General features: G+C 71.5%; 21 protein-coding genes. 6 read left to right on the forward strand and 15 right to left on the reverse strand.

Features of this window, described 5'->3' with window-relative positions; all coding sequences use genetic code 11:
• Positions 1 to 20: 20 nt before the first annotated feature.
• From gap to ACWC97_RS25990, 7 genes are all read right to left on the reverse strand, one after another.
• Positions 21 to 1,031: a type I glyceraldehyde-3-phosphate dehydrogenase gene (gene gap, locus ACWC97_RS25960; protein WP_352275031.1), complete on the reverse strand. Its 1,011-nt coding sequence runs from the start codon at positions 1,029 to 1,031 to the stop codon at positions 21 to 23.
• Positions 1,032 to 1,290: 259 nt separating this feature from the next.
• Complete coding sequence (gene whiA, locus ACWC97_RS25965) at positions 1,291 to 2,280, reverse strand: DNA-binding protein WhiA (protein WP_352275030.1); 990 nt, start codon at positions 2,278 to 2,280, stop codon at positions 1,291 to 1,293.
• A complete protein-coding gene (locus ACWC97_RS25970) occupies positions 2,271 to 3,305 on the reverse strand; it encodes a gluconeogenesis factor YvcK family protein (protein ID WP_450651859.1) in 1,035 nt (344 codons plus the stop codon). Before ACWC97_RS25970 ends, whiA begins: the two co-directional genes overlap by 10 nt.
• Positions 3,302 to 4,285 (reverse strand): RNase adapter RapZ, encoded by a 984-nt coding sequence (gene rapZ / locus ACWC97_RS25975; RefSeq protein WP_352275028.1) that lies wholly within the window; start codon positions 4,283 to 4,285, stop codon positions 3,302 to 3,304. The genes ACWC97_RS25970 and rapZ overlap by 4 nt, the downstream gene beginning before the upstream one ends.
• The gene (gene uvrC / locus ACWC97_RS25980) at positions 4,282 to 6,297 is read right to left on the reverse strand and encodes an excinuclease ABC subunit UvrC (RefSeq protein ID WP_352275027.1); all 2,016 of its coding nucleotides are present in this window, start codon (positions 6,295 to 6,297) and stop codon (positions 4,282 to 4,284) included. Before uvrC ends, rapZ begins: the two co-directional genes overlap by 4 nt.
• Before the next feature lie 98 nt (positions 6,298 to 6,395).
• Entirely contained in the window at positions 6,396 to 7,310 is a 915-nt protein-coding gene (locus ACWC97_RS25985; RefSeq protein WP_450651861.1) for a hypothetical protein, read from the reverse strand.
• Between the two features lie 4 nt (positions 7,311 to 7,314).
• On the reverse strand, positions 7,315 to 7,932 hold the full coding sequence (locus tag ACWC97_RS25990; protein ID WP_352275025.1) for a papain-like cysteine protease family protein: 618 nt from the start codon (positions 7,930 to 7,932) through the stop codon (positions 7,315 to 7,317).
• A gap of 229 nt (positions 7,933 to 8,161) precedes the next feature.
• Between ACWC97_RS25990 and ACWC97_RS25995 the strand changes: the two genes are divergently transcribed.
• Complete coding sequence (locus tag ACWC97_RS25995) at positions 8,162 to 9,088, forward strand: hypothetical protein (RefSeq protein ID WP_352275024.1); 927 nt, start codon at positions 8,162 to 8,164, stop codon at positions 9,086 to 9,088.
• A gap of 112 nt (positions 9,089 to 9,200) precedes the next feature.
• Here ACWC97_RS25995 and ACWC97_RS26000 read toward each other — a convergent pair whose 3' ends face one another.
• Together ACWC97_RS26000 and uvrA are read right to left on the reverse strand one after the other, a co-directional pair.
• Entirely contained in the window at positions 9,201 to 9,629 is a 429-nt protein-coding gene (locus tag ACWC97_RS26000; RefSeq protein ID WP_352275023.1) for a Rieske (2Fe-2S) protein, read from the reverse strand.
• Positions 9,630 to 9,857: 228 nt separating this feature from the next.
• Entirely contained in the window at positions 9,858 to 12,830 is a 2,973-nt protein-coding gene (gene uvrA / locus ACWC97_RS26005) for an excinuclease ABC subunit UvrA (RefSeq protein ID WP_450651864.1), read from the reverse strand.
• A gap of 175 nt (positions 12,831 to 13,005) precedes the next feature.
• Between uvrA and ACWC97_RS26010 the strand changes: the two genes are divergently transcribed.
• Positions 13,006 to 13,695: a maleylpyruvate isomerase family mycothiol-dependent enzyme gene (locus ACWC97_RS26010; protein ID WP_352275021.1), complete on the forward strand. Its 690-nt coding sequence runs from the start codon at positions 13,006 to 13,008 to the stop codon at positions 13,693 to 13,695.
• Between the two features lie 9 nt (positions 13,696 to 13,704).
• The gene (locus tag ACWC97_RS26015; protein ID WP_352275020.1) at positions 13,705 to 14,361 is read left to right on the forward strand and encodes an MBL fold metallo-hydrolase; all 657 of its coding nucleotides are present in this window, start codon (positions 13,705 to 13,707) and stop codon (positions 14,359 to 14,361) included.
• A gap of 63 nt (positions 14,362 to 14,424) precedes the next feature.
• Here the strand turns inward: ACWC97_RS26015 and ACWC97_RS26020 are convergent, their stop codons facing one another.
• The 5 genes from ACWC97_RS26020 to ACWC97_RS26040 form a co-directional block, all read right to left on the reverse strand.
• Positions 14,425 to 15,423: a TerC family protein gene (locus tag ACWC97_RS26020; protein ID WP_450651865.1), complete on the reverse strand. Its 999-nt coding sequence runs from the start codon at positions 15,421 to 15,423 to the stop codon at positions 14,425 to 14,427.
• Between the two features lie 293 nt (positions 15,424 to 15,716).
• On the reverse strand, positions 15,717 to 17,609 hold the full coding sequence (locus ACWC97_RS26025) for a TerD family protein (protein ID WP_450651867.1): 1,893 nt from the start codon (positions 17,607 to 17,609) through the stop codon (positions 15,717 to 15,719).
• A gap of 134 nt (positions 17,610 to 17,743) precedes the next feature.
• The gene (locus ACWC97_RS26030) at positions 17,744 to 18,322 is read right to left on the reverse strand and encodes a TerD family protein (protein ID WP_352275017.1); all 579 of its coding nucleotides are present in this window, start codon (positions 18,320 to 18,322) and stop codon (positions 17,744 to 17,746) included.
• Between the two features lie 143 nt (positions 18,323 to 18,465).
• Positions 18,466 to 20,592, reverse strand: coding sequence for an excinuclease ABC subunit UvrB (gene uvrB, locus ACWC97_RS26035; protein WP_450651869.1), 2,127 nt, complete (start codon positions 20,590 to 20,592; stop codon positions 18,466 to 18,468).
• 63 nt (positions 20,593 to 20,655) lie between these two features.
• The gene (locus ACWC97_RS26040) at positions 20,656 to 21,543 is read right to left on the reverse strand and encodes an MHYT domain-containing protein (RefSeq protein WP_352275015.1); all 888 of its coding nucleotides are present in this window, start codon (positions 21,541 to 21,543) and stop codon (positions 20,656 to 20,658) included.
• A 216-nt stretch (positions 21,544 to 21,759) separates the two neighbouring features.
• Between ACWC97_RS26040 and ACWC97_RS26045 the strand changes: the two genes are divergently transcribed.
• The 3 genes from ACWC97_RS26045 (at position 21,760) to ACWC97_RS26055 (ending at position 24,701) form a co-directional block, all read left to right on the forward strand.
• On the forward strand, positions 21,760 to 22,650 hold the full coding sequence (locus ACWC97_RS26045; RefSeq protein ID WP_352275014.1) for a glycerophosphodiester phosphodiesterase: 891 nt from the start codon (positions 21,760 to 21,762) through the stop codon (positions 22,648 to 22,650).
• 101 nt (positions 22,651 to 22,751) lie between these two features.
• Entirely contained in the window at positions 22,752 to 23,294 is a 543-nt protein-coding gene (locus ACWC97_RS26050) for a methylated-DNA--[protein]-cysteine S-methyltransferase (RefSeq protein WP_450651871.1), read from the forward strand.
• A 99-nt stretch (positions 23,295 to 23,393) separates the two neighbouring features.
• A complete protein-coding gene (locus ACWC97_RS26055) occupies positions 23,394 to 24,701 on the forward strand; it encodes an MFS transporter (RefSeq protein ID WP_450651948.1) in 1,308 nt (435 codons plus the stop codon).
• A 157-nt stretch (positions 24,702 to 24,858) separates the two neighbouring features.
• Here ACWC97_RS26055 and ACWC97_RS26060 read toward each other — a convergent pair whose 3' ends face one another.
• Positions 24,859 to 25,221: a cupin domain-containing protein gene (locus ACWC97_RS26060; RefSeq protein ID WP_352275012.1), complete on the reverse strand. Its 363-nt coding sequence runs from the start codon at positions 25,219 to 25,221 to the stop codon at positions 24,859 to 24,861.
• Between the last annotated feature and the right edge of the window lie 21 nt (positions 25,222 to 25,242).

The raw sequence follows: 25,242 nt of genomic DNA on the forward strand, positions 1-25,242 counted from the left end.
GGTACCTGCCGGTTCGACGGTCAGAGCCGGGCGCCGACGAAGACGGTCAGGTCGACGAGACGGTTGGAGTAGCCCCACTCGTTGTCGTACCAACCGAGGACCTTCACCGACGTCCCGTCCTGAACCATGGTCAGCGACGAGTCGAAGGTGCAGGACGCCGGGTCGCCGACGATGTCGGACGACACGATCGGGTCCTCGGTGTGGAAGAGGATGCCCTTGAGGTCACCGTCCTCCGAGGCCTTCTTGAACGCGGCGTTGACCTCGTCCCTGGTGACCTCGCGCTGGAGCTCGACGACCAGGTCGGTGGCCGAACCGGTCGGGACCGGGACGCGCATGGCGATGCCGTCCAGCTTGCCCTTCAGCTGCGGGAGCACCAGGGCGGTGGCCTTGGCGGCACCGGTGGTGGTGGGGATGATGTTGGCCGCGGCGGCACGCGCGCGGCGCAGGTCGGAGTGGGGGAAGTCCAGGATCCGCTGGTCGTTCGTGTACGCGTGGACCGTTGTCATCAGGCCCTTGACGATGCCGAAGTTCTCGTCGAGGACCTTGGCCATCGGCGCGACGCAGTTGGTCGTGCAGGAGGCGTTGGAGATGACGTGGTGGTTGGCCGCGTCGTACTGGTCCTGGTTGACGCCCATCACGATGGTGATGTCCTCACCCTTGGCCGGGGCCGAGATGAGGACCTTCTTGGCGCCGCCGGCGAGGTGCTTCTCGGCGTCGGCCTTCTTCGTGAAGATGCCGGTCGACTCGATGACGATGTCGACGCCCAGCTCGCCCCAGGGGAGGTCGGCCGGGTTGCGCTCGGAGAGCACCTTGATCGTGTGACCATCGACGGTGATGGTGTCGGCGGTGTGGCTGACCTCTGCCTTGAGGCGGCCGAGGATCGTGTCGTACTTCAGCAGGTGGGCCGTGGTCGCGGTGTCACCCAGGTCGTTGACAGCCACGATCTCGATGTCCGCACCCTGCTCCAGCAACGCGCGGAAGTAGTTGCGGCCGATGCGACCGAAGCCGTTGATGCCTACGCGGATCGTCACGAACCGATCTCCTCGTTGAATACGCGGGATTCTCACCCCGGCGAGTTGTATGAGATGTCCCCGACCGCCTCCGACCCTACCTCTCCGAGGCCCCCGGGGTGACATCGAACGGGGCCGTCGGAACGGCGAAGGTCCGTACTCCTCGGTAGGAGTACGGACCTTCGCCATCCATCCGCGCACGCAGCGGTGATTACGCAACGTCAGCTTCTGCGGGGCGCCCGTGCGACCGGCGCGGGGCCGGTCGGGACCCCCTTCCGGATCAGCTCACCAGGCCGTCCGCGAGCTCCTCGCTGAGGGTGGATTCGGTGCCCGGGATGCCCAGGTCCTGGGCCCGCTTGTCGGCCATCGCCAGCAGGCGGCGGATCCGTCCGGCGACCGCGTCCTTGGTCAGCGGCGGGTCGGCGAGCGCGCCCAGCTCCTCCAGGGACGCCTGCTTGTGCTCCATGCGCAGCCGGCCCGCCGCCGCGAGGTGCTCGGGCACCTCCTCGCCGAGGATCTCCAGGGCTCGGCCGACCCGGGCGCCGGCGGCGACCGCGGCCCGCGCGGAGCGGCGCAGGTTGGCGTCGTCGAAGTTGGCCAGGCGGTTGGCGGTGGCGCGGACCTCGCGGCGCATCCGCCGCTCCTCCCAGGCCAGCACCGAGTCATGGGCGCCGAGCCGGGTGAGCAGGGCGCCGATCGCGTCCCCGTCCCGGACCACCACGCGGTCCACCCCGCGTACCTCGCGGGCCTTGGCCGCGATGGAGAGCCGCCGGGCGGCGCCGACCAGGGCGAGTGCCGCCTCCGGGCCGGGGCAGGTCACCTCCAGGGAGGAGGAACGGCCCGGCTCGGTGAGCGAGCCGTGGGCGAGGAAGGCCCCGCGCCAGGCGGCCTCGGCGTCGCAGGTCGCCCCCGAGACCACCTGCGGGGGCAGCCCGCGGATGGGGCGGCCCCGGCCGTCCACCAGCCCGGTCTGCCGGGCCAGCTGGTCGCCGCCCGCCACGACGCGCACGACGTAGCGGGAGCTGCGGCGCAGCCCGCCGGGGGCCATCACGATCAGCTCCGAGCTGTGCCCGAAGATCTCCAGGATGTCCCGTTTGAGCCGCCGCGCCGCCATCGAGGTGTCCAGCTCCGCCTCGATCACGATCCGACCGCTCACCAGGTGCAGCCCGCCCGCGAACCGAAGAATCGCCGAGACCTCTGCCTTCCTGCAGCACGTCCGGGTGACAGGAAGCCGAGAGATTTCGCTCTTCACCGCCTGCGTCATCGCCATGGGCCGATCCTTCCATGCATCCGAAAAATACGGTCGTACGCGGCGGCCAACAGCTCCGGATCATGAATCGGAACGCCGTCGGGTGAGGCCACCGGCGCCAGCTCGACCGCGGCGCCGAGCCGCTTGGCGGCATCGGCGAGGGACTCACGGTCGGGCACGGCGGCTTCGTCGGCCAGCACCACGTCCAGGGCGAGTTTAGGGGCGTGTCGTCCCAAAACCTCCAAATGACGCTGCGGGGAGAAGCCATCAGTTTCACCCGGTTGCGGAGCGAGGTTGAGCGAGAGCACCCTGCGGGCCTTGGTCTCGACGAGCGCGTCGAGCAGTTCGGGGACGAGCAGGTGCGGGATGACCGAGGAGAACCAGGACCCCGGGCCGAGCACCACCCAGTCGGCGTCGAGGACCGCCTCGACCGCCTCGGGGACGGCGGGCGGGGCGTGCGGGACGACCTGGACGGACTGCACCTCGCCGGGGGTGAGCGCCACGGTGGCCTGGCCGCGCACGGTGTCCACGTCGTCGGGGCGGGCCGGGTCGTGCCCGCGGACCAGCGCCTGGAGCTCCAGCGGCACGGCGGACATCGGCAGCACCCGGCCGTGCGCGCCGAGCAGCCTGCCGACCAGGTCGAGTGCCTGGACGGGGTCGCCGAGCTGCTCCCACAGGGCGACGATCAGCAGGTTGCCGACGGCGTGCTCGTGCAGGTCGCCCCGGGACTGGAAGCGGTGCTGGATGACCCGGGACCAGGTCTGGCCCCAGTCGTCGTCGCCGCAGAGGGCGGCCAGCGCCTTGCGCAGGTCGCCCGGGGGCAGGACGCCCAGCTCCTCGCGGAGGCGGCCGCTGGAGCCGCCGTCGTCGGCGACGGTCACCACCGCGGTGAGGTCGCCGGTGATCCGCCGGAGCGCGGCGAGGGAGGCGGACAGCCCGTGGCCGCCGCCGAGGGCGACGACCTTGGGCTGGGCGCCGCGCTTGCGGCCGGACAGCGCGGAGGTGGCTCTGCGCAGCCGCCGCAGGCGCAGATTGCGGCTGGTCACTCGCGCCCCATGTCCCGGTGGACGAGGACGGTCTCGATGCCTTCGGTGGCGAGCCGGGCCGCCAGCTTCTCGGACATGGCGACCGAGCGGTGCTTGCCGCCCGTGCAGCCGACCGCGATGGTCACGTAGCGCTTGCCCTCGCGGCGGTATCCGGCGGCGATGAGCTGGAGCAGCTCGGTGTACTGGTTGAGGAACTCCTTGGCGCCCGGCTGGTCGAAGACGTAGGCGGAGACCTCCTCGTTGAGCCCGGTGAAGGGGCGCAGCTCGGGGACCCAGTGCGGGTTGGGCAGGAAGCGGCAGTCGACCACCAGGTCGGCGTCGACCGGCAGCCCGTACTTGAAGCCGAAGGACATCACCGTGGCGCGCAGCTCCGGCTCCTCGTCGCCGGCGAACTGGGCGTCCATCTTGGCGCGCAGCTCGTGGACGTTGAGGCTGGAGGTGTCGATCACCAGGTCGGCGTCGCCGCGCAGCTCGCGCAGCAGGTCGCGCTCGGCGGCGATGCCGTCGACGATCCGGCCGTCGCCCTGGAGGGGGTGCGGGCGGCGGACCGATTCGAAGCGGCGGACCAGGGCGTCGTCGGAGGACTCCAGGAAGACGATGCGCCGGGTGACGTGCTTGGTGTCCAGGTCGGCGAGGGACTCGCGGAGGTTGTCGAAGAAGCGGCGGCCGCGGACGTCGACGACGACGGCGATCCGGGCCACATTGCCCTGCGAGCGGGCGCCGAGCTCGACCATGGTGGGGATCAGGGCGGGCGGCAGGTTGTCGACGACGAACCAGCCGAGGTCCTCCAGGCATTTGGCCGCGGTGCTGCGGCCGGCGCCCGACATCCCCGAGATGATCACCAGCTCGGGAATGGCCGCGTTCCCGTCGCCGGTCTCGATCGTGGTGCCCGTACTCACGTGTGGTGCTCCGTCTGTTCGGTCGGTGCCGTCGTGCTCGACTGCTTGCTCGTGTGCGGTGTCGCGCTCACGCTCGGTCATGGCGTGCTGCCCCCGTCGTCCTCTTCAATGATCTCTCCTGTCGCCGTGTTCACGGCGGGCGTGGCCGGGGCGGTCGAGGCGAGGGCGACGGCCACTGATTCCGCCGTCCTGCGGCCTATCCCCGGAACCTCGCAGATCTCGTCGATTGTCGCCTGCTTCAGCTTCTTCACGGAGCCGAAATGCTTGATCAACGCCTGTTTCCGGGTTTCGCCGAGGCCGGAGATCGCGTCCAGGGGGCTGGAACGGATCCGTTTGGCCCGTTTGGCGCGCTGATACGTGATCGCGAAGCGGTGGGCCTCGTCACGGACGCGCTGGAGGAGGTAGAGGCCCTCGCTGGAGCGGGGCAGGACGACGGGGTCGTCGTCATCGGGCAGCCAGACCTCTTCGAGGCGCTTGGCGAGGCCGCAGACGGCGATGTCGTCGATGCCGAGCTCGTCGAGGGCGCGCCGGGCCGCGGCGACCTGGGGCTGCCCCCCGTCGACCACGACGAGCTGGGGCGGGTAGGCGAAGCGCTTGGGCCGCCCGTCGTCCTCACGCGGCTCGGTGCCGGCCGGGGCGGAATCCGGCGGTACGGGGGTGGACTCGGGGGCCTGCTCCCACTCGCCGTCGCGCTCCTTGTCCTGGAGGTACCTGCGGAAGCGGCGGCCGATCACCTCGTGCATCGACCGGACGTCGTCCTGGCCCTCGAAGCCCTTGATCTGGAAGCGGCGGTACTCGCTCTTGCGGGCGAGGCCGTCCTCGAAGACGACCATGGAGGCGACCACGTCGTCGCCCTGGAGGTGGGAGATGTCGTAGCACTCGATGCGCAGCGGGGCGGTGTCGAGGCCGAGCGCCTCGGCGATCTCCTCCAGGGCGCGCGAGCGGGTGGTGAGGTCGGAGGCGCGCCTGGTCTTGTGCAGCACCAGGGCCTGCTGGGCGTTGCGCTGGACCGTCGCCATGAGGTCCTTCTTGTCGCCGCGCTGCGGGACGCGCAGGCTGACCTGGGAGCCGCGGCGGTCCGCGAGCCACTGGGAGACCGCGTCCGGGTCCTCCGGGAGGGCCGGGACGAGGACCTCCTTGGGCACGGCGTCGCCGGTCTCCTCCCCGTAGAGCTGCTGCAGGGCGTGCTCGACCAGGCCCTGGGTGCCGACGTTCTCGACCCGGTCGGTGACCCAGCCACGCTGGCCGCGGACCCGGCCGCCGCGCACGTGGAAGATCTGGACGGCGGCTTCGAGCTCGTCCTCGGCGAGTGCGATCAGGTCGGCGTCGGTGGCGTCGGCGAGGACGACGGCGCTCTTCTCCATGGCACGCCTGAGCGCCTCCACGTCGTCGCGGAGCCGGGCCGCCCGCTCGTACTCCATCTCCTCGGCGGCCGCCATCATCTCCTTCTCCAGGCGGCGGATGTACGAGCCGGTGCGGCCGGCCATGAAGTCGCAGAACTCCTCGGCCAGGGCGCGGTGTTCCTCGGGGGAGACGCGGCCGACGCAGGGGGCCGAGCACTTGCCGATGTAGCCGAGGAGGCAGGGGCGGCCGGTCCGGGCGGCGTTCTTGAAGACGCCGGCGGAGCAGGTGCGGACCGGGAAGACCCGCAGCATCAGGTCGACCGTCTCGCGGATCGCCCAGGCGTGTCCGTACGGGCCGAAGTAGCGGACGCCCTTCTTCTTGGCCCCGCGCATGACCTGGACGCGCGGGAACTCCTCGTTGAGCGTGACCGCGAGGTAGGGGTAGCTCTTGTCGTCGCGGTACTTGACGTTGAACCGGGGGTCGTACTCCTTGATCCAGGAGTACTCCAGCTGGAGGGCCTCGACCTCGGTGGAGACGACCGTCCACTCCACCGAGGCGGCCGTGGTCACCATGGTGCGCGTGCGCGGGTGGAGCGAGGCCAGGTCCTGGAAGTAGTTGGCGAGGCGCTGACGGAGGTTCTTGGCCTTGCCGACGTAGATCACCCGGCGGTGCTCGTCGCGGAATCTGTAGACCCCCGGGGAGTCGGGGATCTGACCCGGCTTGGGGCGGTAGCTGGAGGGGTCTGCCATGCCTCCCACCCTACTGGCGGGCACCGACAGCACGGCCGACCGGAAGCGGTGCCGGGCCCCGGGGCGCGGAACGTGGGAGCGCGCCCCGGGGCCTGGGGTCAGCCGCCCGCCGGGCCGGTCCGCCGCCGTCCGCGCAGGACGGCCCGGCCGGTGAGGGCGAGGGCGAGCAGGGCACCGGCTCCGGCGGCGGCCGAGGCGACGCTCACCGCCGGGCCGGAGACCGCGCCCGTGGCCGCCGTCCGCCGACCGGCGTCCGTGCCGGTGCCGGGTGCGGGGGCGGTGGACGGGGCGTAGCCGCCCGCCCTGCCCGACCGGGCGTATCCGGAGCCGGGGAGCTTGTCCCCGTAGGCGGCGTGCACCCGGGCGCGGTAGGCGGCGAGCGTGGTGCCCCGGGGGCCGACCGCCCGGACGGCGTCCTGGTCCAGCGGGAGCACCCGCGTGCCCTTCTGGACGTACCAGGCGTCCACCTGGGGCTCGTGGAAGACCGTCCCGCCGGGCAGTTTCCGGGCGCCGGCGGCGGTGTAGCGGGCCTCGTCGTCGCCGGTGGCGATGTTCACCACCTGCCAGATGCCGTCCGTCCCCTCCTTCGGAAGGGACCACAGGGACGCCTTCTGGCCGTCCGAGGAGACGGCGGTGGTGGCGAGGTAGTCGAGCCGGGCGACCGGCGCCCCCGGCTTCCCAGCCACGAAGTCCGGGTCGAGGGTGCGCACCGGGACGGTGGCGCCCTCGATCCGGGGTGCCGCGGCCGACCTGCTGACCGCGCCCTCCCGGGCGAAGAACCGGGCCAGGGTGTCCAGGGTGGCGGGCTCGGCGGCCGCCTCCCGGGCGGCGGCCAGGGCGGCCGGTCCGGCGGTCGGGCCGGTGGCGGCGGCCGCTCCGGGGGCCGCGACGGTGAGCAGCGCGCAGCCCGCCAGCGCCCCGGTGGCGGCCAGGGCGGCGACGGCGGACCGGGTGGTGCGCGAGGGGCGTGCGGGCCGGGCGGGGTGCGCGGCGCGGGTGGCCTCGTGCTTCATCGCGTCACGCTCCGATCCGGTAGAGGGAGTGGGTCCAGGAGAACTCGCCGTTGTTCACGTACCAGGCGTGCGAGGCCCAGTTGTAACGGTTGCTGGAGGGCCAGGGGTCGCCCCAGTAGACCCAGCTGCCCGAGTCGTCGTACCCGTACAGGACGTGCATGTGGCCGCCGCCGGACGACCACTGGATGCGGGTCTCCACGGGGCGCCCGGCGGCGATCTCGGCCTGGACGGTGGGGTAGCGGAGCCAGCCGGTGACGTAGGAGCCGGGGCTGACCCCGGCCCAGGACAGGCCGTCCTGGACGTTGCCGAGCGTGGCCTGGGAGTTGGGGCACTCGTAGCCCTGGGCCCGGCCGAAGGCGGCGTTGCAGAACTGGTTCTGCGAGTAGTTCCGGCCGAACCAGGTGGCGATGGTGTTGCCGGACGCCGCCCAGCACCAGTTGCTCTTCTGCTGGGCCTGCATGGTGATGTTCAACCGCTGGGTGGCGGCGAGCGGGCTCGCCTGGGTGGGGGCGGCGGGCGCCGGGGCGGCGGTGGCGGTCGTCGTCGGTACGGCGAGGAGTGCGGCGGCCAGGGCGGTCGCCGCCAGGAACCGTCCCCTGCGGACTCGTATTCGGTTGCGCATGGCGTTCCTCCCGAGGCGGGGGTGTGGGATCGAAAGGAGCGCGTCCGGACGCTGTGCGAGGAGCATCGACCGTTGTCGGAGGCGGGTCAACACGCTTCAATGCGGGGGAACATCGCGGTGTGAACGGCGTGGCGGGTACGTGAACGGCCCTCCCCCGGCCACCTGCGGCACCACCCTTCCGGCGCGGTCCCCCGGGCACCGCGCCGTGAACGTTCACCTGGAGGTCCCCATGCAGCACACCGAGGCCGAGCTGGCGCAGGTGCTGCACACCGGCCCGTTCCATCTGGCGCTGCGCACCGCGCTGTCGGTGCGCGGGCTGCCGCTCCAGCGGGTCCAGCACCATCTCGCGCACCGCGGGGTCAAGGTCGGTGTGACCAGCCTGAGTTACTGGCAGCAGGGGGCCCGGCGGCCGCAGCGCGCCGAGTCGCTGAGGGCCGTGAAGGCGCTGGAGGAGGTGCTGCAACTGCCGGAGAACTCGCTGCTCCGGTTGCTGGGCACCGGGGATTCCCGGCCGGACGCCGACCGCCCCGCGGCGCGTTCCTACCGTTCCCTGCTGGAGTCGTCCGGCGCGGTGGAGCGGCTGCTCGGCCATCTGGGTTCACCGGTGGACGGCGGGCTGCACACGGTGGGGCACCACGAGCGGGTGCGGATCGGTCCGGGCCGGGAGCTGCGGCAGCGCGAGTCGCAGCACGTGGTGCGGGCCCACCGGGACGACATCGACCGCTATCTCGCCGTCCACCGGGGCGATCCGGGCTGCGATCCGGCACGGGTGCGGGTGACGGCCCGGGAGAACTGCCGGACCGGACGGGTCCGCTGGGACCGCGCGACGGGGGTGCTCGTCGCCGAGCTGCTCTTCGACGTCCGGCTGCGGGCGGGCGACACCCATCTCTTCGGCTACGGCTTCCACGACGGCACGGGAGGCCCCTCCCGCGAGTACGTGCGGGGGTTCAGCTTCGGCGGCGGGCAGTACGTGCTCCAGGTGGCCTTCGACGAGGCCGCGCTGCCCGTACGCTGCCGACGCTTCGCCCAGGTCTCGGCGGGGGCCCCGCGCGGCGGGCGTACGGATCTCACGCTGGCCGGCCGGCACCGGACCGTCCACCTGGTCGAACAGGGGGTACGGCCCGGTCTGGTCGGCATCGACTGGGACTGGGAGTGATCTTCCGGGCCCGGGAGCGGCGCGCTTCGGCCCTGGTCTTCCGCGGGCCCGGTCCGCCGCAGGTTCGGGCCCGGTCTGCCTCGGGTCCGGGAACGGTCGGGTCCGGGAGCGGTCAGGCCTCGGGGCCCGCTACCAGCTTTCCGCCCTCGACCCTGACCGGGACGGCGGGCAGCGGCGCGGTCGCCGGGCCGCGCATGGCCTTGCCGGTCGTGGTGTCGAAGTGGCTGCCGTGGCAGGGGCACGTCCCCACGTTGTCCTCGACCTTGTCGAGCAGGCAGCCCGCGTGGGTGCACTGGGCGCTGAACGCCTTGTACTGGCCCTTGGCCGGGCAGCTCACGATGACCCGCTCGTTGCGGTAGAGCTTGGACTCGCCGACCGCGATCGCGTCCGGCGGGCCGAGCTCGACGGGGGCGGTGGGCGTCGGCGTCTCGGCGTGGCCGAGCTTCGACTCGGTCGAGCAGGCGGCCACTCCCAGCCCGGCGGCGCCGGCGAGAGCGGCACCCTTCAGCACGGTTCGGCGGGCGGCGGGCTGGCCGGGCATGCGGTCTCCAGTGGTCAGGAGGGGCGGATGGGCGCCGGACGCGGCCGCGCCGCGCGGGTACGCAGGAGTACCGCGGACGGCTCGGGCCATCGGTGCCATCGGTGACGGAACCGACGATACCGGCGGAGACCGACTCCCCTGCGGCCGGGCCGCTCCCCACCCGATCGCCCCTGGTCAGGGCGCGGTGGTGGCCCCGGACGAGGGGGACCACCACCGCGCTTAAACCGGTCACGCCTTCCGCGCGCGGCTCGTCTTCCTCGCCGCGGCCTTCTTGGCGGTGGCGGGCTTCGCCGCCGTCTTCCTGGCCGTCTTCCGCGCGGCCTTGCGGGCCGTGGGCACGGCGGCCTCGCTCACCCGGTCCGGGTCCAGGATGTCCTGGAGGAACTTCCCGGTGTGGCTGGCCGGAACCCCGGCGACCTGCTCCGGCGAGCCCTCGGCGACGACCATGCCGCCGCCGCTGCCGCCTTCGGGTCCCATGTCGATGACCCAGTCCGCGGTCTTGATGACATCGAGGTTGTGCTCGATGACGATCACCGAGTTGCCCTTGTCGACCAGGCCGGAGAGCACCTTGATGAGCTTGCTGATGTCCTCGAAGTGCAGACCGGTGGTCGGCTCGTCCAGGACGTAGACGGTGCGGCCCGTGGAGCGCTTCTGCAGCTCGCTGGCGAGCTTCACGCGCTGCGCCTCACCGCCGGAGAGCGTCGGCGCGGACTGGCCGAGCCGTACGTAACCGAGCCCCACCTCGTTGAGCGTGCGCAGGTGGCGGGCGATCGTGGGGACGGCCTCGAAGAACTCCAGGCCCTCCTCGATCGGCATGTCCAGCACCTCGGCGATGGACTTGCCCTTGTAGTGGACCTCCAGGGTCTCCCGGTTGTAGCGCGCCCCGTGGCAGACCTCGCACGGGACGTACACGTCCGGCAGGAAGTTCATCTCGATCTTGATCGTGCCGTCGCCGGAGCAGTTCTCGCAGCGGCCGCCCTTGACGTTGAAGGAGAAGCGGCCCGGCAGATAGCCGCGCACCTTCGCCTCCATCGTCTCCGCGAAGAGCTTGCGGACGTGGTCGAAGACACCGGTGTACGTGGCCGGGTTGGACCGGGGCGTGCGGCCGATGGGCGACTGGTCGACGTGGACCACCTTGTCGACCAGGTCGTCGCCGTCGACCCGGGTGTGCCGGCCGGGGACCGACTTGGCGCCGTTCAGCTCCCGGGCGAGGTGGGTGTACAGGATGTCGTTGACCAGCGTCGACTTCCCGGAGCCCGAGACGCCGGTGACGGCGGTGAGCACGCCGAGCGGGAAGGAGACGTCGATGTCCCGGAGGTTGTTCTCCCGGGCGCCGTGCACCGTGAGCAGGCGCTCCGGGTCCACCGGGCGGCGGATGTCGGGCGTCGGGATGGACCTCGTGCCGTTCAGGTACTGGCCGGTGATCGAGTCGTCGTTGGCCAGCAGCTCCTTGAGCGATCCGGAGTGGACCACCTTGCCGCCGTGCTCACCGGCGCCGGGGCCGATGTCGACGACCCAGTCGGCGACCTTGATCGTGTCCTCGTCGTGCTCCACGACGATGAGCGTGTTGCCCATGTCGCGGAGCCGGACCAGGGTCTCGATCAGCCGGTGGTTGTCCCGCTGGTGCAGACCGATGGACGGCTCGTCCAGCACGTACAGCACACCGACCAGACCGGAGCCGATCTGGGTGGCCAGCCGGATGCGCTGGGCCTCGCCGCCGGAGAGGGTGCCGGCGGCGCGGTTGAGCGAGAGGTAGTCCAGACCGACGTCGACCAGGAACCTCAGCCGCTCGTTGACCTCCTTCAGCACCCGCTCGGCGATCTTCTTGTCGCGGGCGTTGAGCTTCATCCGCCCGAGGAAGTCGGCGCACTCGCTGATCGACATCGCGGAGACCTCGGCGATGGACTTCTCCATCACCGTCACCGCCAGGACGATCGGCTTGAGCCGGGTGCCCTCACAGGTCGGGCAGGGCACCTCGCGCATGTACCCCTCGAAGCGCTCCCGGCTGGAGTCGCTCTCCGCGTCGGAGTGGCGCCGCTTGACGAACTGCACCGCTCCCTCGAAGGCCGGGGTGGTGTACGCGCGCTCCCGCCCGTACCGGTTGCGGTAGCGGACCTCGGTCTGGATCTTGTGACCGTGGAGCAGCGCCTTCTTCGCCCGCTGCGGCAGTCCGGCCCAGGGGATGTCGGTACGGAACCCGAGGGCGTCGGCGAGCGCGCCGATCTGGCGGCCGAAGTACTCCTTGGTGTGGCCGTGCGACCAGGGGTGGATGGCGCCCTCGTCGAGCGACTTCTCCGGGTCGGGGACGATCAGCTCCGGGTCGACCTCCATCCGCGTGCCGATGCCCGTGCAGTCGGGGCAGGCGCCGAAGGGCGAGTTGAAGGAGAAGGAGCGCGGTTCGAGCTCCTCGAAGGAGAGGTCGTCGTACGGGCAGTAGAGGTGCTCCGAGTACATCCGCTCGCGCTCGGGGTCGTCCTCGGGGAGGTCGACGAAGTCGAGCACGACCATGCCGCCGGAGAGTCCGAGCGCGGTCTCGACCGAGTCGGTCAGCCGCCGCTTGGCGCTCTCCTTCACCGTGAGGCGGTCGATGACCACCTCGATGGTGTGCTTCTCCTGCTTCTTCAGCTTGGGCGGCTCGGAGAGCTGCACGGTCGCGCCGTCGACCCGGGCGCGGCTGTATCCCTTGGTCTGGAGGTCGGCGAAGAGATCGACGAACTCGCCCTTGCGCTCGCGCACCAGCGGCGAGAGCACCTGGAAGCGGCTGCCCTCGGGCAGCGCGAGCACCTTGTCGACGATGGCCTGCGGCGACTGGCGCGAGATCGGACGGCGGCACTCCGGGCAGTGCGGCTTGCCGATCCGGGCGAAGAGCAGCCGGAGGTAGTCGTAGACCTCGGTGATGGTGCCGACCGTCGAGCGCGGGTTGCGCGAGGTCGACTTCTGGTCGATGGAGACGGCGGGCGAGAGACCCTCGATGAAGTCGACGTCCGGCTTGTCCATCTGGCCGAGGAACTGGCGGGCGTACGAGGAGAGGGACTCCACGTAGCGCCGCTGGCCCTCGGCGAAGATCGTGTCGAACGCAAGGGACGACTTGCCCGAACCCGAGAGCCCGGTGAAGACGATCAGCGAGTCACGGGGAAGGTCGAGCGAGACGTTCTTGAGGTTGTGCTCGCGCGCGCCACGGACGATGAGACGGTCGGCCACGCCGGTCCGCACCTTTCTGGAGAGAAATGGGGGAACTGAGCCCCTGTCCCAGGGTATGGGGGGCGCCACAGCGATGTACGAAGCTTTCAACCCCGAGCGTATAGCACGCACATTCGATTTACGGACGGCTCCGGCCTCCTTCACCCGAACGAGTGGTCGGACTAGGCTCGGCCGCATGATTGATCATGCGCACGACCTGGTCTCCGTACGTGAAGCCACTGATCGGCTGCTCAGCGCCACCGCGGAACTGGATGCCGCGGCACTCGCCGCGCCGTCCCGACTGCCCGGCTGGAGCAGGGGGCATGTCCTCGCACACCTCTCCCGTAACGCCGACGCGCTCGTAAATGTTCTCCAGGGCCGACCCATGTACGCGGACGGCGAAACCCGCGACCGCGACATCGAGCGCGACGCGCCCCGGCCGCCGGCCGAGCAGCGGGCCGACCTGTCCGGGAGCGCCGCCCGTTTCGACTCCGCCGCCGCGGCCCCGGCCGACTGGTCGCGCACGGTCACCCTGCGCAACGGAGTGACCGACTCGGCCTCCCGGCTCCCCTTCCGCCGCCTCGTCGAGGTGGAGCTGCACCATGTCGACCTCGGGATCGGCTACGAGCTGGAGGACCTGCCGGAGGAGTTCGTCGCGCGGGAGATCGAGTTCCTCGCCGAGCGGTTCGACGGGCACCCGGATGTCGTCGCCACGCGCCTTGCCGACGACCGGGGCCCGGTCCGGACCACCGGCGGCGGTGCGGAGGGCGGCCCGGTCACGGTCCGCGGCACCGCTCCCGAGCTTCTCGGCTGGCTCAGCGGCCGCCGCGACGGGGCCGCCCTGAAGGTCGAGGGAGGCCCCCTCCCGGCACTTCCCCCGCTATAGGCTGAGGCCATGACGTACAGCGGAGCGGTCAAGGTCGGCGGGCGCGCGGATGTGCACGAGCTGACGGATCTGATGATCTCCAAGGTCGCCGTCGGCCCGATGAACAACAACGCGTACCTGCTGCGCTGCCGGGCCACCGGCGAGCAGCTGCTGATCGACGCGGCGGCCGAGGCCGGGACGCTGCTCCGGCTGATCGGTGACGACGGCATCGCGTCCGTCGTCACCACCCACCGGCACGGCGACCACTGGCAGGCGCTCGCCGAGGTCGTCGCGGCCACCGGGGCACGCACCGTCGCCGGGCGTCACGACGCGGAGGGGATCCCCGTCCCGACCGATGTGCTCGTGGACGACCTGGACACCGTCCGGGTGGGCCGGGTCGCCCTGACCGTGCGCCATCTCGTCGGCCACACCCCGGGCTCCATCGCCCTGGTCTACGACGACCCGCACGGCGCCCCGCACGTGTTCACCGGCGACTGCCTCTTCCCCGGCGGGGTCGGCAACACGCACAAGGACCCCGAGGCCTTCGCGAGCCTGCTCCACGACGTGGAGACCAAGCTCTTCGACCAGTTGCCCGACGAGACCTGGGTCTACCCCGGTCACGGCCACGACACCACGCTCGGCGACGAGCGCCCGCAGCTGTCCGAGTGGCGCGCCCGGGGCTGGTGACACCGACGGCGCCGGGCCCGCCCACCTCTTCGGTGGAGCGGGCCCGGCGCCGTCGCGCGGCGGTCAGGCGCCCACACCCGTGCCCTTGTCGGCGGTGTCCTCCGCGGCGGCTTCCGCGCGGGCCTGCTTCCGGCCGGCGAGGAGACTGGTGACCGTGGTGATGACCAGCACGCCGCAGATGACGCCGAGCGACACCGGGATGGATATCTCGGGGACGTCGACCCCGGACTCGTGCAGGGCGTGCAGCACCAGCTTCACCCCGATGAAGCCGAGGATCACCGACAGCCCGTAGCTCAGGTGGACCAGCTTCTTCAGCAGCCCGCCGATCAGGAAGTACAGCTGCCGCAGCCCCATCAGCGCGAAGGCGTTGGCGGTGAAGACGATGTACGGGTCCTGGGTCAGGCCGAAGATGGCGGGGATGGAGTCCAGGGCGAACAGCACGTCGGTGGTGCCGATGGCGAGCATGACGACCATCAGCGGGGTCAGGACGCGCTTGCCGTTGTTCCGGATGAAGAGCTTGGTGCCGTGGTAGCGGTCGGCCACCCCGAAGCGCCGCTCGATGCTCTTGAGCAGGCGGTTCTCCTCGAACTCCTCCTCTTCCTCACCGGCCCGCGCCTCCTGGACGAGCTTCCAGGCGGTGTACACCAGGAACGCGCCGAAGATGTAGAAGACCCAGGAGAAGTTGGCGATCACGGCGGCACCGGCCGCGATGAAGATCGCTCTCAGTACCAGCGCGATCAGCACACCGACCAGCAGCACCCGCTGCTGGAGGTGCGAGGGCACCGAGAACTTCGCCATGATCAGGACGAAGACGAAGAGGTTGTCGACACTGAGCGACTTCTCGGTGATGAAGCCCGCGAAGAACTCGCCCGACGCCTGGCTCTCGCCGAGGAGCAGCAGACCGAGCCCGAAGAGGGCGGCCAGCGCGATCCAGACGACGGTCCAGATTCCGGCTTCCTTGGTCGTCACGTCATGAGGCTTGCGCCCGATGAAGAAGTCGACGGCGATCAGGGCGGACAGACCAAGAATGGTCAGCACCCAGACGGTCCATGAAACGTCCACTGCGCCTCCGGCAGTTCGCTACGGCTACTGATTCAGCGTCGTCGCTGCCGGAGGTCTCCTCCACCCGGGTGCACGGGCTGCGCACCACGGGCCGACGCCCCGGGACCGGTCACGGTCCGTACTGACGGGAACGTCGCGTACGGGAGTACTCCCCTCCGTTCAAGGAACAGTACAGGAATAACCAAGAAAAGGTAAAGAGAAAGGCAATGCCCCATCAAAAGCGCAGGTCAGAAGGGATGGAGAAGACGCGATACGCGGTCGCCCCCGGCCCGCAGCGGGCCGGGGGCGACCGCTCAGCGCCGGGTGTGCCGGGCCGCGGCGACCTGGGCGAGCACCTGTTCCAGGACCCGGCTGCCCGGCGGGACGCGCGGCGGCTCGTACGTCCAGGCGTGCCCCACCCAGGGGTCGGCCAGATGGTCGTCGGGGACCGGCGTGATCCGCAGCAGCGAACGCCACAACGGGTCGAGCACCGGCCCGTACCCGGCGGCGTCCTCCCGGTCGGCGACCATCATCAGGTGGACGCCGACCGAGGGGCCCTCGTCGGCGAGGTAGCGCAACTGGGTGACGGCCCGGTCGTCGAAACCGTGCGGGAAGTCGTTGACGATCAGCAGCTGCTCGGCCGGGTCCACGTCCGGCGGCAGCGAGTCGGCTGCCCGGGCCCGGAGCGCCATCTGCACCAGGTCGACGCGGCGGGTGAGGTGGGCCAGGACCGAGGACACGCCTCCGGCCCCCGGGGCGGGCGGTGTCGCGAGCGCCCCGGACCGGACCAGCGGCGCGAGCGCCCCGGCCGCCGTACCCGCCGGGTCGATGACATGGACGGAGAACTCGTCGGCCGGGTAGACGGCCAGCAGCCGGGCCGCGAGGAGGACGGCGCTCTCCATCGCGAGGCCGCGCAGCCGGTCGCCGTCGAGCAGGGCGGCGGCCTCGGACGACGTACGGCCGCTGTCGATCCAGAGCCCGCGCTCCAGCGGCAGCCGGACCAGCAGTGGAATGGTCAGGTCGGGCTTCTCGGGGAGGTGGAGGTCGCCGAGGCGCAGCGCCATGGGGATCTCCATCGGGACCCGGTAGGCGTGCCAGACCGGGTTGTCCCAGCGGGCGAACGCGGCGGGCAGGGCGGGTTCCACCACATCGGACTCGGCGGTGAGCTGGGCGAGGTCGCGGTCGAGGGCCTCGCGGGCGCGGGCGGTCAGCTCGTCGTGCTTGGCGCGGGCCTCGGCCCGGGCCCGGTCGCCCGCGCCGCCGATCCGGCTGCGCGGGTCGGACAGGGCGCTGTCCAGCTCCTTCTCCATGCGGGACTCGGCGAAGTCGACGGCGCTGCGGTACGCGGCGGTGGTGCGGGCCAGATCCTCGAACATGCCCCAGATCTGGTTGTAGAGGCGCTCATCCATGGACCAGCCGGTCGCGTCACCGGCGACGGGCCGGGCGGGGCGGCCCGGTTCCGCGGGCGGCGCGGCGGGGGGCGGCGGCGGGGGCGCGGAGGTCTGGCGGCGCGGATGCGCGTAGTTGATGGTGGCGCCGGGCGGGGCGGCGGGCTCCGTGAGCGGCTCGGCCGGCCGGGGGCCGCCCTGGGCCGGTACGGGGCCGGTGCGGCCGGTGTCCGGGGTGCGCGGCGGGGGCGGGGCGACCGAGCGGGCCATCGCCCGGCCGACCGCCTCCTGGATGGAGCGGGCCAGCACGGCGGCGCCGGGCAGGCCCTGGTCGGCGAGCATGGCTTCGAGGCCGCCGGCGTAGCCCTGGCCGACGGCGCGCACCTTCCAGGCTCCCTGGCGGCGGTAGAGCTCCAGGGCGGCCACCGCGGACTCGCTGTCCAGGCCGGTGAGGGTGAAGGTGGCGATCTCGGCGCCGTCGAGACCTGTGACGGCGACGAAGGGGGCGGCGACGGCACCGAATCGCAGCGGGCCACCGCCCCCGGTCGGCAGGGCCAGCAGCACGGTGACCCGGTGCACCGTGGCGGGCAGGGCGTCGAGGTCCACGGCGAGCCGGTGGTCGGCGGCGGCCTGCTTGGAGACTTCGAGCCCGGGGAGCTGGGGCGATCCCGGGTGCGCGATCCATTCGGTGCCGCGTACGGTGCCGTTCTCGTCGCCGAGCGTGGCGCCGGCCACCACCGGCGTGCCGGCCGCTACCCGGATCTCCAGTCGGGTCTGGGGCAGTGCGTGGTTCTGCCCCCGGACCAGCTCGGCCGTCATTGCCCTGTCCCCTCGACGATGCGCTGCTCTGCGGCGCGCCCCGCCGCGGGGCGCGCGATGTGCCGCAGCTCCCGGCGGCCGATGCCTCCGGGAGCTGCGGGTACTGATGTGTACCGGCTCGGGCCGGGCCCTGGCTACAGGTGCGGCAGGATCGCCGGCATCAGGTCCTGGAAGGTGCGGCCGTTGGCCGGGTTGCCGAGGGCGGTCATCTGCCAGCCGTTGCCCGCGCGGTGCACCTTGGCCATGATCTGGGCGGTGTACTGCCCGCCGCCGTCCAGGGTGTAGCGGGCGAGCTCCTGGCCGTTCGTCTCGTCGACGATGCGGCAGAAGGCGTTCTGCACCTCCTGGAACGTCTGGCCGGTGAAGGAGTTAACCGTGAAGACGATCTGGTCGATGTGGACCGGCACCCGCTGGAGGTCGACCAGGATCGCCTCGTCGTCGCCGCCGGAGCCGGCGCCGCCGACCAGGTTGTCCCCGGTGTGGGTGACCGAGCCGTCGTCACTGACCAGGTGGCGGAAGAAGACCACGTCGACCGGCTGCTTGTCGGCGAAGAGCACCGCCGACGCGTCGAGGTCGATCTCCCGGGTTCGCGAGCCGAACAGGCCCCGGCGCGGCGCCGCCTGCCAGCCGAGCCCCATCCGTACCGCGGTCAGGGTTCCCCCGTCGCTCTTCTGCAGACTGATGGCCTGCCCCTTGGTCATATTGACCGTCACGCGCTGTCCCCTCTCCGCATTTCCCCGCAACCGTCCGTGCGCGGTTTCTCAGAAACCCTACGCAGTCGCGCCGGTGGCACGCTCGCGTCGGGCCGTATTGTGTCGGTCCTGCAACACACCGGGGCTTTCCCGGCGGGGCGGGCTCAGGCGAGGCCCGCCTCACGCATCTGGCGCAGCTCCTTCTTCAGCTCCCCGACCTCGTCGCGCAGCCGTGCCGCCACCTCGAACTGGAGGTCCGCGGCGGCCGCGCGCATCCGGTCCGTCATCTCCTCGATGATCCCGGCGAGTTCGGTGGCGGGCCGGTCCGTGATCGCCGCTTCGCCCTTGGCCCGCCCGGCTCCGGCCCGCTTGGCGCCCAGCGACGGAACCGGGGCCTTGGTCCCCTTGGCGTCCTTGGTGCGGCGGTAGCCGCTGTCGAGCAGCTGCTCCGTGTCGACCTCCTCGCGGGCGATGGTCGCGACGATGTCGTTGATCTTCTTCCGCAGCGGCTGCGGGTCGATACCGCGCTCGGTGTTGTAGGCGATCTGCTTCTCGCGGCGGCGGTTGGTCTCGTCGATGGCCTGCGCCATCGCCGGGGTGATGGTGTCGGCGTACATGTGGACCTGCCCGGAGACGTTGCGGGCGGCGCGGCCGATGGTCTGGATCAGGGACGTACCCGAACGCAGGAAGCCCTGCTTGTCCGCGTCGAGGATGGCGACGAGCGACACCTCGGGCAGGTCGAGGCCCTCACGCAGGAGGTTGATGCCGACCAGTACGTCGTACTCGCCGGAGCGCAGCTCGCGCAGCAGCTCGATGCGGCGCAGCGTGTCGACGTCGCTGTGCAGGTAGCGGACCTGGATGCCGAGTTCCTGGAAGTAGTCGGTGAGGTCCTCGGCCATCTTCTTGGTGAGGGTGGTGACCAGGACGCGCTCGTCCTTCTCGGCGCGGGTGCGGATCTCGTGCACCAGGTCGTCGATCTGGCCCTCGGTGGGCTTGACGACCACTTCGGGGTCGACGAGGCCGGTGGGGCGGATGATCTGCTCCACGAAGCCGTCGCCCCGGGACAGCTCGTACGTCCCCGGGGTGGCGGAGAGATAGACCGTCTGGTCGATCCGGGTCAGGAACTCCTCCCACTTCAGCGGGCGGTTGTCCAGCGCGGAGGGGAGCCGGAAGCCGTGGTCGACGAGGGTGCGCTTGCGGGAGGCGTCACCCTCGTACATGGCGCCGATCTGCGGCACGGTGACGTGCGACTCGTCGAGGACGAGCAGGAAGTCCTCGGGGAAGTAGTCGAGGAGGGTGTGGGGGGCGGTGCCGGGCGAGCGGCCGTCGAAGTGCATCGAGTAGTTCTCGACGCCGGAGCAGGTGCCGATCTGGCGGAGCATCTCGATGTCGTACGTGGTGCGCATCCGCAGCCGCTGGGCCTCCAGCATCTTGCCCTGCTTCTCCAGCTCGGCGAGGCGCTGCTCCAGCTCCTGCTCGATGCCGTTGACCGCCTTCTCCATGCGCTCGGGACCGGCGACGTAGTGGCTGGCGGGGAAGACGTGGAGGGACCGGTCCTCGCTGATCACCTCGCCGGTGAGCGGATGGAGGGTGGAGAGCGCCTCGATCTCGTCGCCGAACATCTCGATGCGGACGGCGAGCTCCTCGTAGACCGGGAAGATCTCGATGGTGTCGCCGCGGACCCGGAAGGTGCCCCGGGTGAACGCGAGATCGTTGCGGGTGTACTGGATCTCGACGAAGCGGCGGAGCAGCTGGTCGCGGTCGATCTCGTCGCCGACCTTGAGCTGGACCATGCGGTCCACGTACTCCTGGGGCGTGCCGAGGCCGTAGATGCAGGAGACGGAGGCGACCACGACGACGTCGCGCCGGGTGAGCAGCGAATTCGTCGCGGAGTGGCGCAGCCGCTCGACCTCCTCGTTGATCGAGGAGTCCTTCTCGATGTAGGTGTCCGACTGGGGGACGTAAGCCTCGGGCTGGTAGTAGTCGTAGTACGAGACGAAGTACTCGACGGCGTTGTTGGGGAGCAGCTCGCGGAACTCGTTGGCGAGCTGGGCGGCGAGCGTCTTGTTCGGCGCCATCACGAGCGTGGGGCGCTGCAGCTTCTCGATCATCCACGCGGTGGTCGCGGACTTGCCGGTGCCGGTCGCGCCGAGCAGTACGACGTCCTTCTCACCCGCGCGGATGCGCCGCTCCAGCTCGGCGATGGCCGCGGGCTGGTCACCGCTGGGCTGGTAGGGACTGACGACCTCGAAAGGCGCCATCGAACGTTCGATCTTCGAAACGGGCCGCATGTGACCACCGTACGACCCGCCACTGACAACCGGGCCGGACCGGCCGAAGGAGCGGGCCCGGTTTCACCACTCCCCGGGGGGTGCGGGGTCGCTCCGCCGGGAGTGGAAGGAGGCCGGATCGGCGTACGTGCCGAAGCTCGGGGCCCGTCGCTGGGCCGGGATCCCGGCGATCCGCCGGGCACCGTCGGCGGCCGCGGGGTCGTTCCAGTCCGGGGTGCCCATCACCATCAGCGGGTCGAACATGACGACGACCGCGGCCAGGACGAGGAAGCAGCCGGGCCCGATCAGCAACGGCACCAGCGGGGCGTTCACCGTTCCGGCCACTCCGGCCTCGGGGATCGCGCCGGGGTGCAGGTGGACGCTGAGCGCGGCCATGCCGGTGTAGTGCATGCCGCTCACCGCGACGCCCATGACCACGCTGGCGCCGAGGCTGGGCAGGAAACCGTTGACGGATACGGCGGCCCAGAGCGCGGTGGTGGCGGCCACCACCGCGATCACGACGGAGAGCACCACGGTGAGCGTGTCGTACTCCAGCTGTCCGTCGAGGCGTATTCCGGCCATGCCCAGGTAGTGCATGGTGGCGATGCCGAGTCCGGTGATGGTGCCGCCCGTCACCAGGGCCATCGTGGTGGCGCCCCGGTAGCCGACCACGAAGATGCCGACGCCGACCATGCCGATGGCGACCGCGAGGCTGGCGAAGGTGACCGCCTTGTCGTAGCCGATGGTCACGCCCTCGACGGAGAAGCCCGTCATCGCGATGAAGTGCATGGTCCAGATGCCGGAGCCGATGGACGTGGCGCCGAGCGCCAGCCAGCCGGCCTTGAAGGAGCGTTCGGTGCGCAGTGAGCGGTTGGTGCAGCGCAGGCCGAGGGCCGCGCCGAGGCAGGCCATGAGGAAAGCCGCCACGGGCGTCACCGCTCCGTAGCTGAATCCGTCGATCGTGCCCTGCATGCTCGTACGCCCTTCGCGGAAGCCCGGGGTTCGGGGTGACCCTAAGGCGCGAGTCCCGGCAAACAAACAGAAGAGCTGCATTTTAGCTAGTGCGCTTCCGGTCCGTTACCCGGTGTCGGCGACTGCGTTCACGCTGTGGCCATCCTTCGCCTGTTCCCCGTTGGTACACGGGTGCCACTCTCGGCCCGTTGGCACCTTTCGACGCAAGGAGTACACGTGTACGCACGTACCGCAACCGCCGCTCTCGTCGCCGCCGCCGTGGTCGGCAGCGGCGCCGTCCTGATGTCCGGCACCGAGGCCCTGGCCGCGAGCGGTCCTGCGGACGCGAAGCGGTCCTCGCCCGTCGTCATCGCCCACCGGGGTGCCTCGGCGTACGCGCCGGAGAACACGCTGCCCGCGATCGACAAGGCCCGTGCCCTCGGCTTCGACTGGGTGGAGAACGACGTCCAGTTCACCAAGGACGGTGTGCTGGTGGTCATGCACGACACCGACCTGAGGCGGACCACCGACGTCGAGGAGGTCTTCCCGGGCCGCGCGTCGTGGGGGGTCAAGGACTTCACGGCGAAGGAGATCGCGAAGCTGGACGCGGGCAGCTGGTTCGGCCCGCAGTTCGCCGGGACCAGGGTGCCCACGCTCAAGCAGTACCTGAAGCGGGTCGAGCGCAACCGGCAGAAGCTCCTCCTGGAGATCAAGAGCCCCGAGCTCTACCCGGGCATCGAGAAGGAGACCTTGCGGGTCCTGCGCCAGAACGGGTGGCTCGACCGCGCCCACGTGAAGAACCGGCTCGTCGTCCAGAGCTTCGGCGCGGACAGTGTGAAGAAGGTGCACCAGCTGCGTCCGGACGTGACGACGGGCTTCCTCGGCACCCCCGCGGTGGCCGACCTGCCGTCGTACGCGGCGTTCACCGACCAGATCAACCCCTCCCACCCCTCGGTCTCGGCCGACTACGTGGCGGCGGTGCACGCGCTGAAGGGCGCGCACGGCAAGAAGCTCCAGGTCAACACCTGGACGGTCAACGACGCCGCGACCGCCACGAAACTGGCCGGCCTGGGCGTGGACGGGATCATCACCAACAACCCCGACGTGGTGCGTGACGCCACGCGCTGACCGGCGGGCGGGGATGGCGGGGCAGCCTCCGGGAGCGTCCGTACGGGGAGCGTCTCCCGGGCCCCGCTCCCGTTGTCAGTGGGCGGCCGTACGGTGGTGCCATGAACAGCAACGGGGTCGTCGAGTGGGCCGTCGTTGGGAGCGACATCGGCCCGCTGCTGCTCGCCGCGACGGGGACGGGGCTGGTGAGCGTGGTCTTCCACGCCCGCCCCGAGGTGCGGGAGGCGGCGGTGGGCCGGCTGCGGGACCGGTTCGGCGCGGAGCCGGTGGAGCGGCCCGGCTCCGCCCGGCTCGCGGAGCCGATACGCCAGCTCGCGGCGTACTTCGCCGGTGCGCCGCGGGAGTTCTCGCTCGCCCTGGACTGGTCGCTGACCTCGGGTTTCAACCGTCAGGTGCTCCGCGAGCTGGCGACGGGGGTGCCGTACGGGACGGTCGTCGGGTACGGGGAGCTCGCCCGGCGGGTGGGGCAGCCGGGGGCTGCGCAGGCGGTCGGAGTGGCGATGGCGTCCAATCCGCTGCCGGTGGTGGTGCCGTGCCACCGGGTGGTGGAGAGCGACGGCGGACTCGGCGGCTTCGGCGGCGGGCTGGAGACCAAGCGGCAGTTGCTGGCGCTGGAGGGCGTGCTGCCGCGGCCGCTGTTCTGACCCGGCCGCCGGGGGCAGCCGGCCGTCCCCGGACGCGAGCTGGGCATACGCCCGCTTCCGCGCGTCCGCACGGGCTGGCACACTGCGCCGGTGACCAACATGTTCGACGCATCCGACGCCCCCGCCAGGTCCGGCTCCCCGGCCGCTCCACCCGCTCCGGTCCCGGCGGCCGAACTGCCCGCCCTGCGGCGCAGGACGTCGACGGTGCTCATAGCCAGCCAGATACTCGGCGGCCTCGGCGTGCCCATAGGCATCGCCCTGGCCCCGGTGCTGGCCACGGAGGTGGGCGGTTCGGAGGAGCTGTCCGGGCTGGGTCCGACGGCTTCGGTGGCCGGGACGGCGCTGCTCTCGCTGCCGCTGGCCGCGCTGATGACCGCCCGCGGGCGGCGCCCCGGGCTCGTCCTGGCCTATCTCATCGGTGCCCTGGGCGCGGGGCTCGTGGTGCTGTCGACGCTCGTGGAGAGTTTCCCGCTGCTGCTGCTCGGTATGGCCGCGTTCGGCGCGGGTTCCTCCGCCAACCTCCAGGCCCGGTTCGCCGCGGCGGACCTGGCCGAGCCGGAGCGGCGCGGCCGGGCGATCTCCACGGTCATCTGGGCCACCACGATCGGCTCCGTCCTCGGGCCGAACATCGCCGCCCCGGTGGGCCGGTTCTTCCGCGGCGGCCCGGTGTCCGAGCAGGCCGGCCCGTTCGTCTTCGCGGCCGGGATCTTCCTGGTGTCCGCCATGGTCGTCGGGGCGCTGCTGCGACCGGACCCGCTGCTCACGGCACGGGCGCTGGCGCCGCAGGACGAGGCGTCCGCGGCCGGACGTTCGCTGCGCGCCGGGATCGCGGCGGTCCGCGCCTCGCCGATGGCGCGACTGGCGCTGACGACGGTGGCCGTCTCGCACACCGCGATGGTCTCGATCATGGTGATGACCCCGGTCGAACTGGGCCACCACGGCGCCGGGCTCCAGCTGATCGGCCTGGTCATCAGCGGTCACATCCTGGGGATGTACGCGTTCTCCCCGGTCATGGGCTGGTTGTCGGACCGTTTGGGACGGCTCGCCGTGATCGGCCTGGCGGCCGCGCTGCTGGCCTGCGCCACGCTGCTGGCCGGTACCGCGAGCGGCAGCCACGGGCAGACGGCGGCCGGTCTCTTCACGCTCGGCCTCGGCTGGTCGGCGGGGCTGGTCGGCGGTTCGGCGCTGCTCACCGACTCCGTACCGCAGGCCGCGCGCGCCGCCGTGCAGGGTCTGTCGGACCTGACCATGAACACGGCGGCGGGGGTCGGCGGAGCCGTCGCCGGGGTCGTCGTCGCCCGGGCGGGTTACGGCTGGCTGAACGCGATCGGGGCGTGCCTGCTGCTGCCCATGGCGGCACTGGCACTGCGCCGGGCACTCGCCCCCTCGGCACCGCCCCGGGACTGAAACCGCCCTCACGGAAGGAGCGGTTCCAGATCTGGCGTCCCGGGTTCGCCGGTTCCGGGGCAACGCCCCGGATCCAGCGGTTCCGGCCCAGCGTTTCCGCTTCATCAGCGGCCGGAGCGGCTTCGAGGCAGGGACGCCTCCTGCGGCCGGAGTGGCTTCAGAGGCTGATGTGATAGGCCTTGCGGAGCGTCTCGTGCACCGTCCAGGTCGTGCGGTCGCCCTCGCGCAGCACGCAGGCGTCGCCCGGACCGATCTCCAGCGTCGCGCCGCCCTCGACGGCCACGGTCGCCCGACCACTGACGACCACGAAGAGCTCGTTGGCCTCGGTGTCGGTGACCACGCCGGGGGTGATCTGCCAGATACCGCGCAGCTGCTTGCCGTCGGGCGACTCCCAGAGCACCTTGCCGGTCACCACGGGCTCACCGGAGACGATCTGGGCGGGGTCGAGCGGTTCCGGTTCGAGTGCGGCATCCGGGATATGCACGACGAAAGAGGCGGGAGAGTGATCAGAAGTGCTCATGGCCGGTCACCTTAGCGACCG

Source organism: Streptomyces sp. NPDC001108, assembly GCF_053598535.1.